Origin of the sequence: Aestuariibaculum marinum (assembly GCF_014596975.1) — a bacterium.
GTDB lineage: Bacteria > Bacteroidota > Bacteroidia > Flavobacteriales > Flavobacteriaceae > Aestuariibaculum > Aestuariibaculum marinum.
Genome location: NZ_JACVXD010000001.1, coordinates 453,093 through 469,010 on the forward strand (window position 1 = coordinate 453,093; position 15,918 = coordinate 469,010).

Annotated in this window: 7 protein-coding genes; all 7 read right to left on the reverse strand. The window is 36.4% G+C overall.

Annotation, left to right across the window (positions count from 1 at the left end; translation table 11 throughout):
* Positions 1–14: 14 nt before the first annotated feature.
* Positions 15–3,347: a SusC/RagA family TonB-linked outer membrane protein gene (locus tag ICJ85_RS02090; protein ID WP_188222111.1), complete on the reverse strand. Its 3,333-nt coding sequence runs from the start codon at positions 3,345–3,347 to the stop codon at positions 15–17.
* A 216-nt stretch (positions 3,348–3,563) separates the two neighbouring features.
* On the reverse strand, positions 3,564–5,825 hold the full coding sequence (locus ICJ85_RS02095) for a GH92 family glycosyl hydrolase (protein ID WP_188222112.1): 2,262 nt from the start codon (positions 5,823–5,825) through the stop codon (positions 3,564–3,566).
* A gap of 11 nt (positions 5,826–5,836) precedes the next feature.
* Positions 5,837–8,260, reverse strand: a complete 2,424-nt coding sequence (locus tag ICJ85_RS02100) for a glycoside hydrolase family 3 N-terminal domain-containing protein (RefSeq protein ID WP_188222113.1) — start codon at positions 8,258–8,260, stop codon at positions 5,837–5,839.
* 145 nt (positions 8,261–8,405) lie between these two features.
* Positions 8,406–9,884: an alpha-L-fucosidase gene (locus ICJ85_RS02105; protein ID WP_188222114.1), complete on the reverse strand. Its 1,479-nt coding sequence runs from the start codon at positions 9,882–9,884 to the stop codon at positions 8,406–8,408.
* 7 nt (positions 9,885–9,891) lie between these two features.
* The gene (locus ICJ85_RS02110; RefSeq protein ID WP_188222115.1) at positions 9,892–12,219 is read right to left on the reverse strand and encodes a GH92 family glycosyl hydrolase; all 2,328 of its coding nucleotides are present in this window, start codon (positions 12,217–12,219) and stop codon (positions 9,892–9,894) included.
* Positions 12,220–12,232: 13 nt separating this feature from the next.
* Positions 12,233–13,561, reverse strand: coding sequence for an alpha-L-fucosidase (locus ICJ85_RS02115; protein WP_188222116.1), 1,329 nt, complete (start codon positions 13,559–13,561; stop codon positions 12,233–12,235).
* Between the two features lie 25 nt (positions 13,562–13,586).
* The gene (locus ICJ85_RS02120) at positions 13,587–15,914 is read right to left on the reverse strand and encodes a family 20 glycosylhydrolase (protein ID WP_188222117.1); all 2,328 of its coding nucleotides are present in this window, start codon (positions 15,912–15,914) and stop codon (positions 13,587–13,589) included.
* Between the last annotated feature and the right edge of the window lie 4 nt (positions 15,915–15,918).

Sequence of the window (15,918 nt, forward strand, 5' to 3'; positions counted from 1 at the left end):
TTCTCACCATCATATTATAATTTAGCTCTTAAACTTAATCCAAATGATCTGCTAGAAGGATTCATACCTGCTGTATTAACGTTTTGAAACCACTTAGACCCTGCTGTAAGTTGTTCTGCATCCATATCTTTAATCGTTCTGTAGATATAAAATAAATTTCTACCAAACACAGATAGTTGTAAATCCTGGAAACCAATTTTCTTAACAATATCTGAAGGTAATTGGTATGCTAAAGATAATTCACGCATTTTGAAATATGTATTCTCCTTAATATATAATTCATATCGAGTGTTTGGACTATATTGAGGTCCACCCCAGTTATATACCGTATTGTAATATTCTGGGTTAGAAGTGATATAATCATTTTCAGTCCCATCAGCTTTTACACCATCTAAAATAATACCATTATCGTAAACTTGCTCTCCGTTAGGCCCTTGAGCTGTTCCTTCTGCGATTAATTCTCTCTCACCAGTTACATCATTCTCAAACCATGTTAAACCTCCATGTTCAGCATCCATATATTTTAAACTTTCTTCTGTTAAACCTCTACTGGTCATCCAGTTAATACCTGTAGGCATAACATAACCCCCTACTCTAAAATCTATCAAGGCACTTAATGTGAAGTTTTTATACGTAAAGAAGTTTGCAAAACCACCAATAAACTTAGGTTGTGCACTTCCTACTTTAATCCAGTTATCTGGGTCTACTTTATATAATCCGTTTGGATCAACAATTTTATCTCCATTAGCATCAGTAGCTACCGGGTGTGTATAGAAAACACCAACAGGCTCTCCTGGCTCTGACACTAATTTAGCCGCACTACCATCATAATTAGCATGCACTAATTCATCTAACCCAGGCGCTAAAGATTCTACAGTATTTTTGTTAAATGCAAAATTAATAGATGAATCCCAGGTAAAATCATTACCCGCAATAGGCGTTGTGTTAAACGCTAACTCAAATCCTTTATTACGCATGGTACCTATATTAGTTAAAACATCACTCGCTCCTGCTGAATTAGGTAAAGTTAATGGAAGAATTTGATCTTCTAATCGAGAATCGTAATATGTTGCATCGATACCAATTCTTCCGTTAAACATTTTAAACTCTAAACCAAACTCAACATCGCGCTGCGTTTCAGATTTAATACCATCGTTACCCGCTGCTAAAGGTAGTGTTGTATAACTTACAGAACCCGCTCCTTGATCTCCCAAAGTACCTTGGTTATAAGCTATGTTAGCACGATATGCTTGTGGAAAATTACCTACTTTACCCCAAGAGGCACGAAATTTACCATAATTAATAAAGTCTGGCATCTCGAACGCATCAGAGAACACAAAACCTGAATTTACAGAAGGGTAAACAAATGAATTGTCATCTGGATTCATAGTAGATGTACGATCACGACGCACCGTAGCTTCTAAAAATAAATAATTTTTAAAACTAAAGTTTGCTGTACCAACTAAGGCATCTTTAACATAAGATAATCTTTTTTCGTGAACCCACTGATTGTTAACTCTGTACCCTCCTTGAGGCGTATTAGCTGAGGCATTTAAGGAAAACCAGTTTTCAACATTTAAACCACCTGCAGTCCCAGTACTTTGACCTTTAAACAAAGATTTTGTAGCGGTATAACCTCCCATTAAACTCATGTTTAAATCTTCAGTCAAGTCTTTATTATAGGTTAAAAATACATCTCCATAAACTAACTTACTATTTTCATTAGTAATTCTATAAAGTCCAGATGGGTTCCCAATTGATAAAGGTCTAACATTTGGTCTTTTGTCTTCCGATTGAAAAACAGTGAAATCTGTAGACATTCTTCCTCTTAAGGTTAACTCATCGGTAATATTCCAATGTTGTGTAATACTAGCGATTACACGATCTGAATTTTCTTCCATCATATAACGATTAGTACGCCACGCATATTCTAAAAGATCATTACTATACCCTGGATTAGTGATATTTTCTTCTGGTGTTAAACTTGCGCCACTACCCGTAACATAACGATATCCTAAACTCGTTTCATAATTTTGATGATACCATGCTCCATTATCAAAACGCGTCATCATACCAGTAAAATTATTCATTAAACGATCTACTTTATAGGGTCTGTTTTCGACTTTTGTATTGATATAATTAACCAACACATCCGTTTTTAAATCGTCATTCCAGTTAAAGCTAGAGTTTAAGTTGAAAATATTTTTATCATTTTCAGAATTCAAACTAAGCCCTTCATTATCCTGACGTGTGTAAGAAAAACGGATATTAGATTTATCAGACGCATTAACAATAGAAATATTATTTGTAAAATTATGAGCATCTTGAAATAAACTCTCATACCCATCCTGTGCTTTATAAGGAATAACCCCTATCCAGGCTAAAGCGTCTTCTCCATCGAATTTTGGTCCAAAGTTCACGGTTGTATTAATTGGTGTTCTTACACCATCGGTATATACCCACATGTCTTCATCTTGACCTGCATCATTATAGTATACCGGATAACCAGGACCTCTTACATTTTGAAAACGTGGCAAATAAGCAACCTTGTCTACTGTGTAAGTAGAATTGAAAGACACGCCTAAACCTTTTTTCATGCCTTTACCACTTTTTGTTGTAATTAATACAACCCCGTTTAAGGCTTCATTACCATATGTTGCAGCTGCAGAAGCTCCTTTTAAAATCGATATATTCTCAATATCTTCAGGGTTAATATCTAAAATACCATTACCCTGAATACGTTGATCGTTCCAATAACTTGTATTGTCTACGTTATCATTTCGAATAGGAATACCATCAACCACATAAAGCGGCTGTGTATTTCCTGTAATAGATCCAATACCTCGAATTTGCATATTCACAGCACTGGTAGATCCACCTGTAGTAGCTCCAATTTGAACACCTGGTGCTTTTCCATATAATGCTGTAGCAAAATTAGGTGTTCCTGTTTTTGTTAGTTCTTCAGCCTCTACCGTTGCCGTGGCGTAACCAATAGCACGTTTCTCTTTGGTTATACCGAAAGAGGTAACAACAACCTCTTCTAAACTTTCAGTACTTTCAGCAAGTTGCACATCAATTGATGTTTGCCCTGCAACAGAAATTTCTTTGGTTGTATATCCAATGCTGGAAAACACCAATATTTCATCGCCGGCAAGTTCGATAACATAACGTCCATCGAAATCTGTTGCAACTCCCTTTGATGTTCCCTTTACAATAACGTTCGCTCCCGGAAGAGGAATCCCGCTAGTAGCATCAGAAACAACCCCTGAAACTGTAGTTTGTGCTCCGGCATATAACACACCGAAGAAACAAAATACAAACAGTAGTTTGAATAATTTTTGGTTCATAAATTTTTTAGTTTTGAGTTAATATGAATTAAATTAACAATTATTTAACCTGACAAGTATTCTTTTTTCGACCAACAACTCTTCTAGAGTAGTGAATGAAAAACAAATTAAATAATTGATGTTTTATAATAGTAAAAAGCCTACAAATAATAGGTAAACCCAGTATTTATAAGCTTTTTGAAGAGGCATAATTACACTTATTTATTTAAAAATGCATTATTCCAATGTAACTTTTATGATTTTAGCACTTGTTAGCTCATCATGACTGATAAAATAACTGTTACTTTTCTTGTCGTTTATTTTGATTTCTTTAACAATTCCGTTATTCCCATTATTGCGCTCTATAACCAACTCGTTTTGTTCATAATATTTACCATCCAATTCAATTGTAACTTTATCAAACATTGGTGTCGTAATAGTATACATTGGTTCGCCAGGGACTATAGGATAAAATCCCATCATAGAATATACTAACCAAGCCGACATGGTTCCGGTATCGTCATTTCCTGGTAAACCATCAGGTGAATTTTTAAAATGCTTTCTCACCAACTCCTTAACCAACTTTTGAGCGCGATATTCTTCGCCTTTTACGTAATTGAATAAATAAGGGTATGCAATATCAGGTTCGTTAGCCATATCAAATTTATCTGTATCAAAAATCTTTTGAAGTTGAGCTGTAAATGGTTTATCTCCTCCCATTAACTTTTTTAGTCCTTTTATATCATGAGGTTCCATAAAAGCATATTGCCAGGCATTACCTTCTATAAAACCAACATTTTCGGTGAAATTAGCACCAGCATCAGGATCGAACGGTTCGTACCAAGTACCATCTGCATTGCGAGGTCTTAGTAAATTCAAATCCTTATCAAACAATTTTCTGTAAGACAAAGAACGCTTCATAAAACGTTTATAATCATCTTTATTTCCTAATGCTTTTGCTAAAAGCGCAATTGAATAATCGGCAATATTGTATTCCTGCGTTGTTGAAACCGGACCTTTGCTTTCTGTTGTTAAATAGCCTTTCTCAATATAATCTTTCAAAGCAGGTCTTAATGGATTGTTTTCAATCTGATCGGCACTTTTCAGCATGGCTTCATAAGCTTTCTTTACATCAAAATCCTTGATTCCTTTTAAATAGGTGTCTGTAATAACAATACTGGCTGGATCACCAACCATAGTAAAGGTTTCAGTAGAATTTAATTCCCATTTTGGTAGCCAGCCATTTTCATCATACATATCAATCATACTGTTTACCATATCAACCTGTTGTTCCGGATAAACCAACGACATCAGCTGATGTAAATTTCTGTAGGTATCCCATAATGAAAACACTGTATAACGCGTACCATCAGTTTTACCAATCTTCCCGGTTTTTATTTCGGGATACTCCCCATTAATATCGTTAAGCATATTTGGGTGTATTAAGGTATGATATAACGCCGTATAAAAAATAGTTTTATCGTCCTGTGAACCGCCTTCCACTTGTATTCTGGATAATAAAGTATTCCATTTAGTGTAGGTTTCTTGATAAATATCTTCAAATGATTTTCCTTGAGTTTCTTTTTCTAAGTTCTCTCTTGCATTCTCAATACTAACGTACGATACACCAATCTTAACTTCTACCGTTTCTGGTTTTTCAAACTTATAAGAGAAATAGGTACCAATACTATCGCCAACCACCGTTTTGGTAGCATTCTCCATAATACGGGTTTTACCGTTATACCCCATCCACTGTGCTTCTACTCCGTCGTATTTATCTGGTGTATTCCAAACACCAAATGTTTCGGCAGGTTTAGAAAACTTGGCTACAAAATATACAGGATAAGCATCTTCAGGGCTATTGTAGCAAAAAGAACCTACGGTTCGCATACCTTCAATCTCCGTTGGAGATACTATTTTTACCATGGCGCCTTGTTCATTGGTAAGTCCTAAACCAAGATTTAATAAAAGGTTAGACTCTCCTTTAGGAAATGAAATTCGACTAACCCCCACATGTTCTGAAGCTGTTAATTCTACTTTGGTGTTGTATTTATCTAAATCAACACTGTAATAGCCTGCTTTGGCAACTTCGTTTTTATAGGTGGTACCATATTCCAAATGATTGGTTTTTAAACCTCTTGTTGTTGGCATCAACAATAACACCCCTAAATCAGGACAACCAACGCCGCTTAAATTCACATGAGAAAACCCTGTTAGAAACGTATTTTCATTCACGTAAGGGTTAGATAACCACTGACTATCTTTTTCTAAAGGATTTTGAGGTCCAGCCACATTAAACGGACTCACGCTAGCCATACCTCGGGGTGCAATAGGCCCAGGATAGGTCGCACCATAATTTGAAGTTCCTATAAACGGATTCACATAATCTGCTGGTTGCTCTTGGGCCTGTATATTTTGAAATACAAAACCACATAAACCAAGAATAATCCCTTTTTTAAGTTGATTAAAAACAGATGATGTTTTATTAATCGTATTCATATCGTTGACTTTTATTTTATAATTAATTGCCCTGTTAACTGCTCGTCTTCAGAAGACGACCCGATAATGATTTTAAAAACTCCAGGTTCTACGACACGTTCCATATCTGAATTCAATAAAGACAAATCCTTTGGTTTTAAGGTCATAGTTATTTCTTTTTCTTCTCCAGGTTTTAACGTAACGCGCTCAAAACCTCTAAGCACCTTGGTATAGGTAACTACCGATGCAAATTCATCCTGAATATACAATTGAGGCACTTCGTCTCCTTCATAATCCCCAGTATTTTTAATTTTAAATGATACTGAAACCGACTTAAAGTCCTTTGAATCTGTTTCTGGTGTTACCTTTAAATCACTATACTCAAAAGTAGTATAACTCAACCCATAACCAAACGGATATAGAGCTGTATTGATTCTAGTTTGACCAATATCACCTTTACCCTGCCCTTTTTGAGAACTTCTTTTATATGGAAAGTTAAAAGGAATTTGCCCAACTGTTCTAGGAAATGTTATTGGTAATTTTCCACCAGGATTGTAGGCTCCAAAAATAGCTTCAGCAATTGCTTGTCCGCCGTATTCTCCAGGAAACCAAGCTTCAATAATAGATGGAATATGATCGTCTACCCAGTTAATACTCATTGGGCGGCCATTAATTAAAACAACCACAATTGGCTTTCCGGTAGCATAAAGAGCTTTTATTAAATCTAATTGATTTCCCGGTAAATCTAAGGATGTTCTGGATTTTGATTCACCCACGGTATCTTCATTATCACCAACAGCAACCACAATTAAATCGGATTTCTCTGCAGCCTTAACTGCCTCATCAATATAGTTTTGCTGAATATCATCTGGAGCTACACTATAAAGTTCACTTTTCGGCCAGTTAGCATCGTAAAAGTCACAACCCTGGGTGAAATTCACATTCGCTTTATCGCCAACAAATGTTTTAATACCATCGTAAACTGATTGCACTTTTATATTAGAAGGTCCATAACGACTAATGGAATGATTTATAGCCTTTGCATTTGGGCCTGTAACCAAAATATTTTTCAAGGTATTTAATTTCACAGGCAACAGGCTTTCTGAATTCTTCAACAAGACTAAAGACTCTCTTGATGCTTTTAATGCAATACTTTCACTTTCAGAGCCATGAACAATAGCGTCAGCTTCTTTTACATCATTAACGTAAGGACTATCAAATAATCCCAATTCAAATTTAACTCTCAAAACATCTTTAACACGCTCATCTATAATTTCTACTGGAATTCTGCCCTCCTCAACCAGTTCTCTTAAAGGTAAGATGAAATCTTCTGCAGGTGAAAAATTGGTGCGCACATTTAAACCAGCCATAACCGATAAATAGACAGTTTCTTTAAAATCTTCAGCAATATGATGACGCCCTTTTAATCCACCCACAGCCCAACTATCTGAAACCACATAACCGTTAAACCCCCATTGATCTCTTAGCAATTCGGTTAAAAAATAATGACTTCCAGTTACCGGAATACCATTATAATCGTTGTACGAAGACATGATGCCTTTTAACCCACCTTCCTGAACAACGGTACGGAAAGGTTCTAAGTAAATTTCATGCATTTCGCGTTCTGTAACATGCGGATCGGTTCTGGCATCGCCATCACGTCCGCCTTTTGGAGCACTGTACACGGCAAAATGCTTTGCTGTAGACACAATATTCTGAGCCTGTAATGACTTTACCATATTTAAACCTAATTGCGACACTAAATACGGATCTTCACCATAACACTCGACAGTTCTACCCCATCTTGGGTCTCTGGCTAAATCTAAAATTGGAGAATACACATTGGTATACCCCAAAACTCGTGCCTCCTTTCCTGTAATGGCTCCAATTTCAGACACTAGGTCTTTATCCCATGTACTACCGATACCTATTTGGGCAGGAAAACTTGTTGCGCCGTCGTGACATAAGCCTCGAATACCTTCATTTGTAAAATCTACCGGAATACCTAAACGGGTATCTTCAACAAAAAAGCGTTGCACCTCATTAATAGCTTTCGCATGGCTTGATGGCGGCCAAGAGTATTCCGTTTCGGCACTCTTATGATAAGCTAAACCGTTTAGATGTTCATCGATGTTACCAATTCCATCTTTATAAACTCGATTTTTCCAATCGGCGTTTGGTAATTCATCCTGAAGCACGCGACCAAAACCATATAGCGTTGCCATCTGACAAGTTTTTTCATCTAAAGACATCTGATGTATTAAATCGTCAATTCTATCGTTTAGAGGCTGTGAAGCATCTTCATAAATGTCCTTTTTCTTGTTTTTATTAAAATCAATCCAGGTATCGTGATATATTTTAGCTTTCTTTTTCTTTGAAATAAATTCCTGAGCAGACACCATGCTGAAAGACACAGTAGTTATCGCTAATACTGGAATTAATTGTTTTAATTTCATAAACTATATTATTCTATTTGAGACATCAACCGTAATTTCAACTAGTTAAAGCTTAAAGTTAAATACTAACATGTATTTTAATCAAAAATAGGTGCTTACGTAATTTTAAATTCCGCAAACACCTATCTATTTATTGAACTTAAATCTATTGATTTACAGCATCAATTTTTAATGTCCATGCGTATTTTGAAGGTAAACTATTTCTTAATTTCTCAGGAATAATTACTTTAAATCCTTCAGCTTGTTTTTCCCATTTTAAACGTGTTCTCGAACCAAGCATAGTGATTTTAGTACCTTTTTTAGGTGTGATTGATTTTACAACTACTTCCGATGGAATTTTATCTTCCTCTTCTCCCGCCATGTAGAATAAAAACACATTACCTTTTTCATTCTGAGTCATACAAATATTATTCTCTTTAAATGGAGCGATAGGTTTTGTTGCGTAAATCGCTGTACTGTTTACATCCATCCAATCACCATAAGCTTGTAATAAATCGTATGCACCTTGCTGCCACTCACCTTCTGGGCTTGGCGCAACGTTTAATAGTAAATTACCGCCTTTCGCAACCACATCGATAAGTGTATGAATTCCTTCGCGAGGGCTCATGTATTTCGCATTTGGCGTGTAAGACCAGCCACCTCCTGAAATAATGCAAGACTCCCATGGATATGGCAACGTCTTCTCTGGCACACGATTTTCAGGTGTTAAGTAGTTTTGGTTTTTGCCGTGAACAGCGCGATCAACCACAATTAAACCTGGTTGCTGTTTACGAGCTTTAACCACTAACTCATCCATTTTAATATCCTGATTGATGATACGGTGTTTTAAATACCCGTCTTCAGCTTTATCAATTGTTTTTCCATACCACTCCGTAATTTCAGCTTTAGGCGTTTTAGCCACCCAGCCACCATCTAACCAAAGAATATCGATTTTACCATAATCGGTTAAAAGTTCCATAATCTGGTTATGCGTGAAATCGACATATTCCTGCCATTTTTCAGGATTCTCTGAAGGTGAATAGTTTACGTTTCTATCTTTTGGTGGGTATTTTGGCCACCAGTAACTATCTACATTCCAATCTGGCTTAGAGAAATATGCTCCTGCCCAAAGTCCTTCATTTCTAAATGAATTGAATACTTCTTTAGCAATATTCGCCTTAGGGTTTGAGGAGAAAGGTGTTTTAGGGGATGTAATTTTATAATCGGTATATTTTGAATCGAACATACTAAATCCGTCATGGTGCTTTGTCGTAAATACCACATATTTCATCCCGGCATGTTTGGCTGCTTTTGCCCATTTATCTGGGTCGAATTTTGTTGGATTAAAAGTGGTTTGAAGCGCTTCATATTCCTTTTTATATGCAAAATAATCGTCTGGATTGCTTCCTTTTTTACGTTCACACCATCCGTACTCTTCTGGTGATAAAGACCATGATTCCACAATTCCCCATTGACTATATGTCCCCCAGTGCATTAATAAACCGAATTTAAGGTCTTGCCATTGGTCTAACTTCTCTAATACTAACGGATCTGTTTCCGGCACATAGCGTTCATCTTCATAAATGGCCTGCGAAAACGATTGCAATGAAAGCAATGCCGTAATAGCTATAAGCGTCTTTTTCATACTTTAATTATTTTTTAATTGAGTTATTAAGTGAGTAAGGTGCATTTTCTATTTTGCTGCCCCACTCCGTATTTGCTGTGTTTGTTAAATTGAATTTTAAAACACCTCCATTCTGGATGGTTTCATAATTCAAATAGGTATTATTGTAAACTCCTTCATTCAGATCTACTGATTGAATATAAAAGTTGTCTTCTGAATTATTTTCTGAATGTATTTCAAAGGTCTTTCCGTTTTCTAAATGAAGCGTTGCCTTTTTGAATAGCGGACTACCGATGACATACTGATTGACTCCAGGCGTTACCGGATAAAATCCTAAAGCGCTGAACACATACCAAGCCGAAGTTTGACCGTTATCCTCATCACCACAATAACCATCTGGGGTTGATGAATATAGTTTAGTTAAAACTTCTCTAATGCGTTCCTGAGTCTTGTAAGGTGCTCCTGCATAATTATAAAGGTAAATCATATGCTGAATAGGTTGATTACCATGTGCATAATTCCCCATATTTACCACCTGCATTTCTCTAATTTCGTGAATGGTGTGCCCGTAATACGAATCGTCAAATTTTGGAGGCATCGTAAAAACACCATCTAATTTTGCAATAAATGCCTCATTACCAACCACTAAATTAATTAAGCCTTGTATATCATGAAATACCGACCAGGTATAATGCAAACTATTGCCTTCGGTAAAGGCATCCCCCCATTTTAAAGGATTAAACGGATATTGAAACGAACCGTCTTCATTTTTTCCACGCATTAACCCCGTTGAAGGATCGAATAAATGATTATAATTCAACGACTGCTTTTCAAACTTTTCTGCTAATTCTTGTTTACCAAGTTTTTTAGCCATTTCAGAAATTGTAAAATCGGCATACGCATATTCTAAAGTTCTTGCTGCATTTTCTTTGATATCTACATTATAAGGCACGTATCCTAAGGTATTATAATAGTCTAACCCTTCACGACCTACAGAATTTACCGGGCGTCCTTCTTCAACGGTAGCATTTTTTAGAATCGCTTCAAAAAGCACATCAACATCCTTCTCTTTTACATTTCCTTTAAGAAATGCATCAACAATTATTGGTGCAGAATTAGAGCCAATCATACAATCGCGATGTCCGGGGCTTGCCCATTCTGGCAACCAACCTGATTCTTTATACGTATTTGCAAGCCCTTCCATGATGTGACTATTTAATTCCGGATACATCATATTAAAAAATGGAAAAACAGCTCTAAACGTATCCCAAAATCCGTTATCAGTGAACATATAACCCGATAACACTTTTCCGTTGTACGGGCTGTAATGAACGATGTTGTTATTTGCATCAAATTCATAAAACTTTCTTGGGAACAATAGCACGCGATATAAACAAGAATAAAATGTTCGAATATGATCGATATTATCATCTTCTATTTCAATTCTGTTTAACTCTTTATTCCATGCCTGCTTTGCTTTGTCTTTAGAGTCTTCAAAAGAATCTTCTCCAATTTCTCTATCAAGATTTAACTGCGCTTGTTCTGGACTTATAAATGACGATGCTACTTTTACATGCACCACATCGCCTCGTTTGGTTTTAAATCCAATGATCGCACCAACATGATTTCCTTCACTGTTTTTAACGTTTTCCTGTAATTTCCAATCGTCATGCCAGGTGTTTGTTATTTCAAAATCACAATCGAATTCCGCAACAAAATAGTTATGAAAATTCTCGGGAACACCGCCACTGTTATTTCTACAATAGCCAATGATTTTTCGTTCTTCAGGAATGATTTTCACCATGGATCCTTTAAAAAAGGCATCTAATAAAATATAGGACTGTTCGGCTTCAGGGAACGTAAATTTAAAATGTGCTGCTCTTTCGGTTGGAGCAACTTCTGCTTTAACATCGTAATCAGCTAAATACACCGAATAATGATAGGGTTTTACCGTTTCCGCTTTATGCGAGAACCATGAGGCACGTTCATCCTCCTGAAATTTTAAATCACCAGTAACAGCCATTAAAGAAAAGGCGGCATAATCATTAATCCACGGACTTGGCTGATGTGTTTGTTTGATGCCTCGTATTTTTTTAGCATCATAAGCATAGGTCCAGCCATCTCCCATTTTTGCCGTTTGCGGAGTCCAGAAATTCATCGCCCATGGTGTGGCGATTGCTGGATATGTATTTCCGTTAGATAAACTATAATCGGAGTCGGTTCCCATTAACGGATTTACCAAGTCGACTAAATTATCATTTTTAACCGCTTTGGTATTTTCAGCTTGTTTGGTCGCCTTATTGCACGAAACAAAGCTTAATAGTAATACCCCTAAATATATTATTAACCGACTCATATCCTTAATTCTACTAATTACTTTCTATGACCTGACCCGCATCTCCATATAAATCAACCTCGCCATCTAACTGAAGGGCAATTACAGTAACGTTTTCATCCTGCACGTGTTCTGGTAAATCGATGTATAATAAACCTGGCACTTTACTCCAGTATAATTTCCCAACCACATCGGTTTTTAATTTGGTGCCATTACCAACTACCCAAGCACGGTTTACTTTATTTTTAAGTCCTTTAATTAATAACGGTCCGTTTGGTTTGTTGTCTACGTACAGATATAAAATGGTTTTATCTTTCGATAAGGCCGAATAACCATTAAAATGCCCGAATGGAATTCCTGCACGTGTTCCATAAATGGCAGCAGCATGCTTGTTCGTCCATTTTCCTAATCCTTTCAAGATTTCAACTTGCTCCTCTGGAATAGTTCCATCCGCTTTAGGACCTATATCTAAAAGTAGATTACCTCCCATATTAATACAGTCCACAAAAATGCGAATGATTTGATTTAAGCTCTTGTATTTGGTGTCGTTTGGTTGATAGCCCCAGGAATTGTTCATAGTCATGCATAATTCCCAGTATTTATCTTTTGGTTTATTTACAGGCACACCTTGCTCTGGCGTAGCGTAATCGCCGTAACCTTGTAGTCTTGAATTGATGATGGTCGAAGGGGTTTCTTTGAATAAAAGCTCACGAATTTCTTTAGCTTTCCATTTTTCTGCTTTCTGCTCCCAATCACCATCAAACCAATATAAATCCGGATCGTAAGCTGTTAATTCTTTTAATTGACCGAAATTAAACTTGGTAAATTTATTCCAACGTTTATCATCTTCTTTATAACGTTTTTCATTTCTTAAGAAGTTTGGATAATCAGGATAAGACCAATCTAACAAAGAATAATACAACCCTAATTTTAAGCCTTCCTTACGAACCGCTTTTGCAAAAGGTGTGATTAAATCTTTTTTCGCTGGGGTTTTATCAATTACATTTAAATCGCCCTGTTTGGTATTCCATAAAGCTACACCATCATGATGTTTTGTAGTGATTACCGTGTATTTTGCGCCACTTTCTTTAATTAATTTTGCCCAGTATTCAGGATCATAGTTTTTAGCTGTAAAGCCATTTAATTGCTTCATATAATCCTCATAGGTGATGTATCCGTTATGAAACGACCAAGATTCGTCGATTCCGTTTACGGCATAGATACCCCAGTGGATAAAAATACCAAGCTTAGCATCTTTAAACCACGCCATGCGCTCTTCTTTACTTTGCTCTGTTTCCTGCGCTTTAGTTTGAAAACTGAATAATGTCATCAGTAAAGCTGCAGCTATATAACGTTTCTTCATTTTAAGTTTATCTTTTAAAGTCTAATTAGTTTACCAATATTTCATCAACAAATAGCCAAACCCCGCCACCTCTTGGATTTTTTTCTAAAGCTTTTGCTCTCACTTTTACAAACCTTGCAGATTGTTCAGGGAAATTCACCGCAAAATCTTTTTTAGATACTTTTGAAGCTTGCGCATATGGTCTTGTTGTTTCTCCTATTTTTTCGAAAACTTTACCATCATTAGATATCGATACTTCAACAGCCACAGGAAAATAAATACCTGCCTTCTGGCTTTCTAAAGTTCCAACCGCCACATTACTAATTTCATTTTCATTTTCTAAATTGATTACCACTTCCATATCGGTTAACCAACCTTGCCATTGTCCGTCATGGAAATTTTGCGAGCCGCGTAATGCATTATCCAAAGTGGTTGCTCCAGTACCTTTATAAGCATTGCTATACTGCGTATTGTAGGTAACTTTTTTTCCTATGGCTTTATGAAATTTAATCGTGTCTACATAAGTGATTCCAACAGGTTTTTCATCTTTGAATAAAGATGCCTTTAAAATTGTAGTTTCTTTAATCTGAAACGTATCAGTGTACTTCTGTGCACTTTCATTTAAGTCCGCAGTTCCTAACACATATCGAATATCTGGATTTGGAAATTCATTTTTAAGGGATAAATTAACTGCTTGATTAATAGAATCGAAGGAATATGCAGGCCTTAGAGTATAAGCACTTTTCGCATAATTGATATCTAAATCCTTATAACGCTCAAACATCATTTCCATTCGGCGTGAAAAATCTTCCCAGTTACGAGATTCCTTAGTACTCCATAAAGCTTCAGACATGGCTGCCAATCTCGGGAAGATCATATATTCAGACTGATCTGTAGTTGGTAAATATTCCGCCCATAAATTTGCCTGACCACCTAAAACATGCTTCGCTTCTTCGGGAGTCATTTCATCTGCAACCGGATCGAATTCGTATACCTTACTTAAAGGTGTATAAGCCGTAAATGCTGTTGGTTCGTATTCCTGAGGCCCTTGATAATAATCAAAATAACAATGAGATGTTGGTGTCATAATCACGTCATGTCCTTGCTTGGCAGCTTCAATACCTGGTTTGTTACCTCTCCAGCTCATCACCGTAGCTTCCGGAGCAAGACCACCTTCAATAATTTCATCCCAACCTATTAGTTGTTTACCTTTCGAGTTGATGTATTTTTCCATACGTTTTACAAAATAACTTTGTAATTCATCAACATCTTTTAAACCTTCCTCTTTAACACGTTTTTGACAGTGCGGACAGATTTTCCAATTGGTTTTGGTGGCTTCGTCACCTCCAATATGAATATATTTTGATGGGAAAATGGTCATGACTTCATCCAATACATTCTCTAAAAACTCGAAGGTACTATCCTTTCCTGCACAATAAATATCTGTGATTGGCCAAAGTCCACCAGAAGGTACTCCAATTTCCTGATTAAAACACGCTAATTCTGGGTAAGACGCTATTGCACTCGACACGTGAGCCGGCATTTCAATTTCAGGAATCACCTCTATATTTTTAGACGCGGCATAAGCAACGATATCTTTTAATTCTTCCTGAGTTAAAAAACCGCCGTAAGTTCCTTTAACACCATGTAGATTTTTATCGCGGTTGTGCCAGAATTTATCTTCCTGATCGACGCGCCATGCGCCAACTTCGGTTAATTTTGGATATTTCTTGATTTCTATTCGCCACCCTTGATCGTCGACTAAATGCAAATGCAACACATTCATTTTATGCATCGCTAAACGATCAATCGTTTGCTTAATATAATCACTGTCGAAAAAATGGCGCGATAAATCAAGCATTAATCCACGATATTGAAAACGTGGTTCATCTTTAATCGAAACATTAGGAACAATCCAATCTTGATTTGCTACTAAAGAAGTATTCTCGATTGTTGTTGGCAGTAATTGTCTAAGCGTTTCAATACCATACAGAAAACCAGCAGCCCCTTTGGATTTTATAATTATTCCTTTTGAATCTGCATCTAACTCATAAGCTTCGGGTTTCAGATTAGCATCTGTTACGAATTGGACATAATTTTTTGAAGGCGCTTCATTTACAATTTCAGGAGTAAATCCTGCAGCCGTTTTTAATTTATTAATTAAAACCTCTAAAGCCGCTTTCTGACTTTCATCTTCAATAATAAATTGCGTGTTCTCGTTTATCTCAAATCCACCTTGATTCAAGGTTAATTCAACAGGTTTTGGAATGATTTGAATATCCGCTTCTGTGAAATTTACCTGGTTCGACTGGCACGATGCCAACATCAGTCCAAGTCCTAAAAGCAATATTTTTGATTGACTAAATTTTATCATCTTA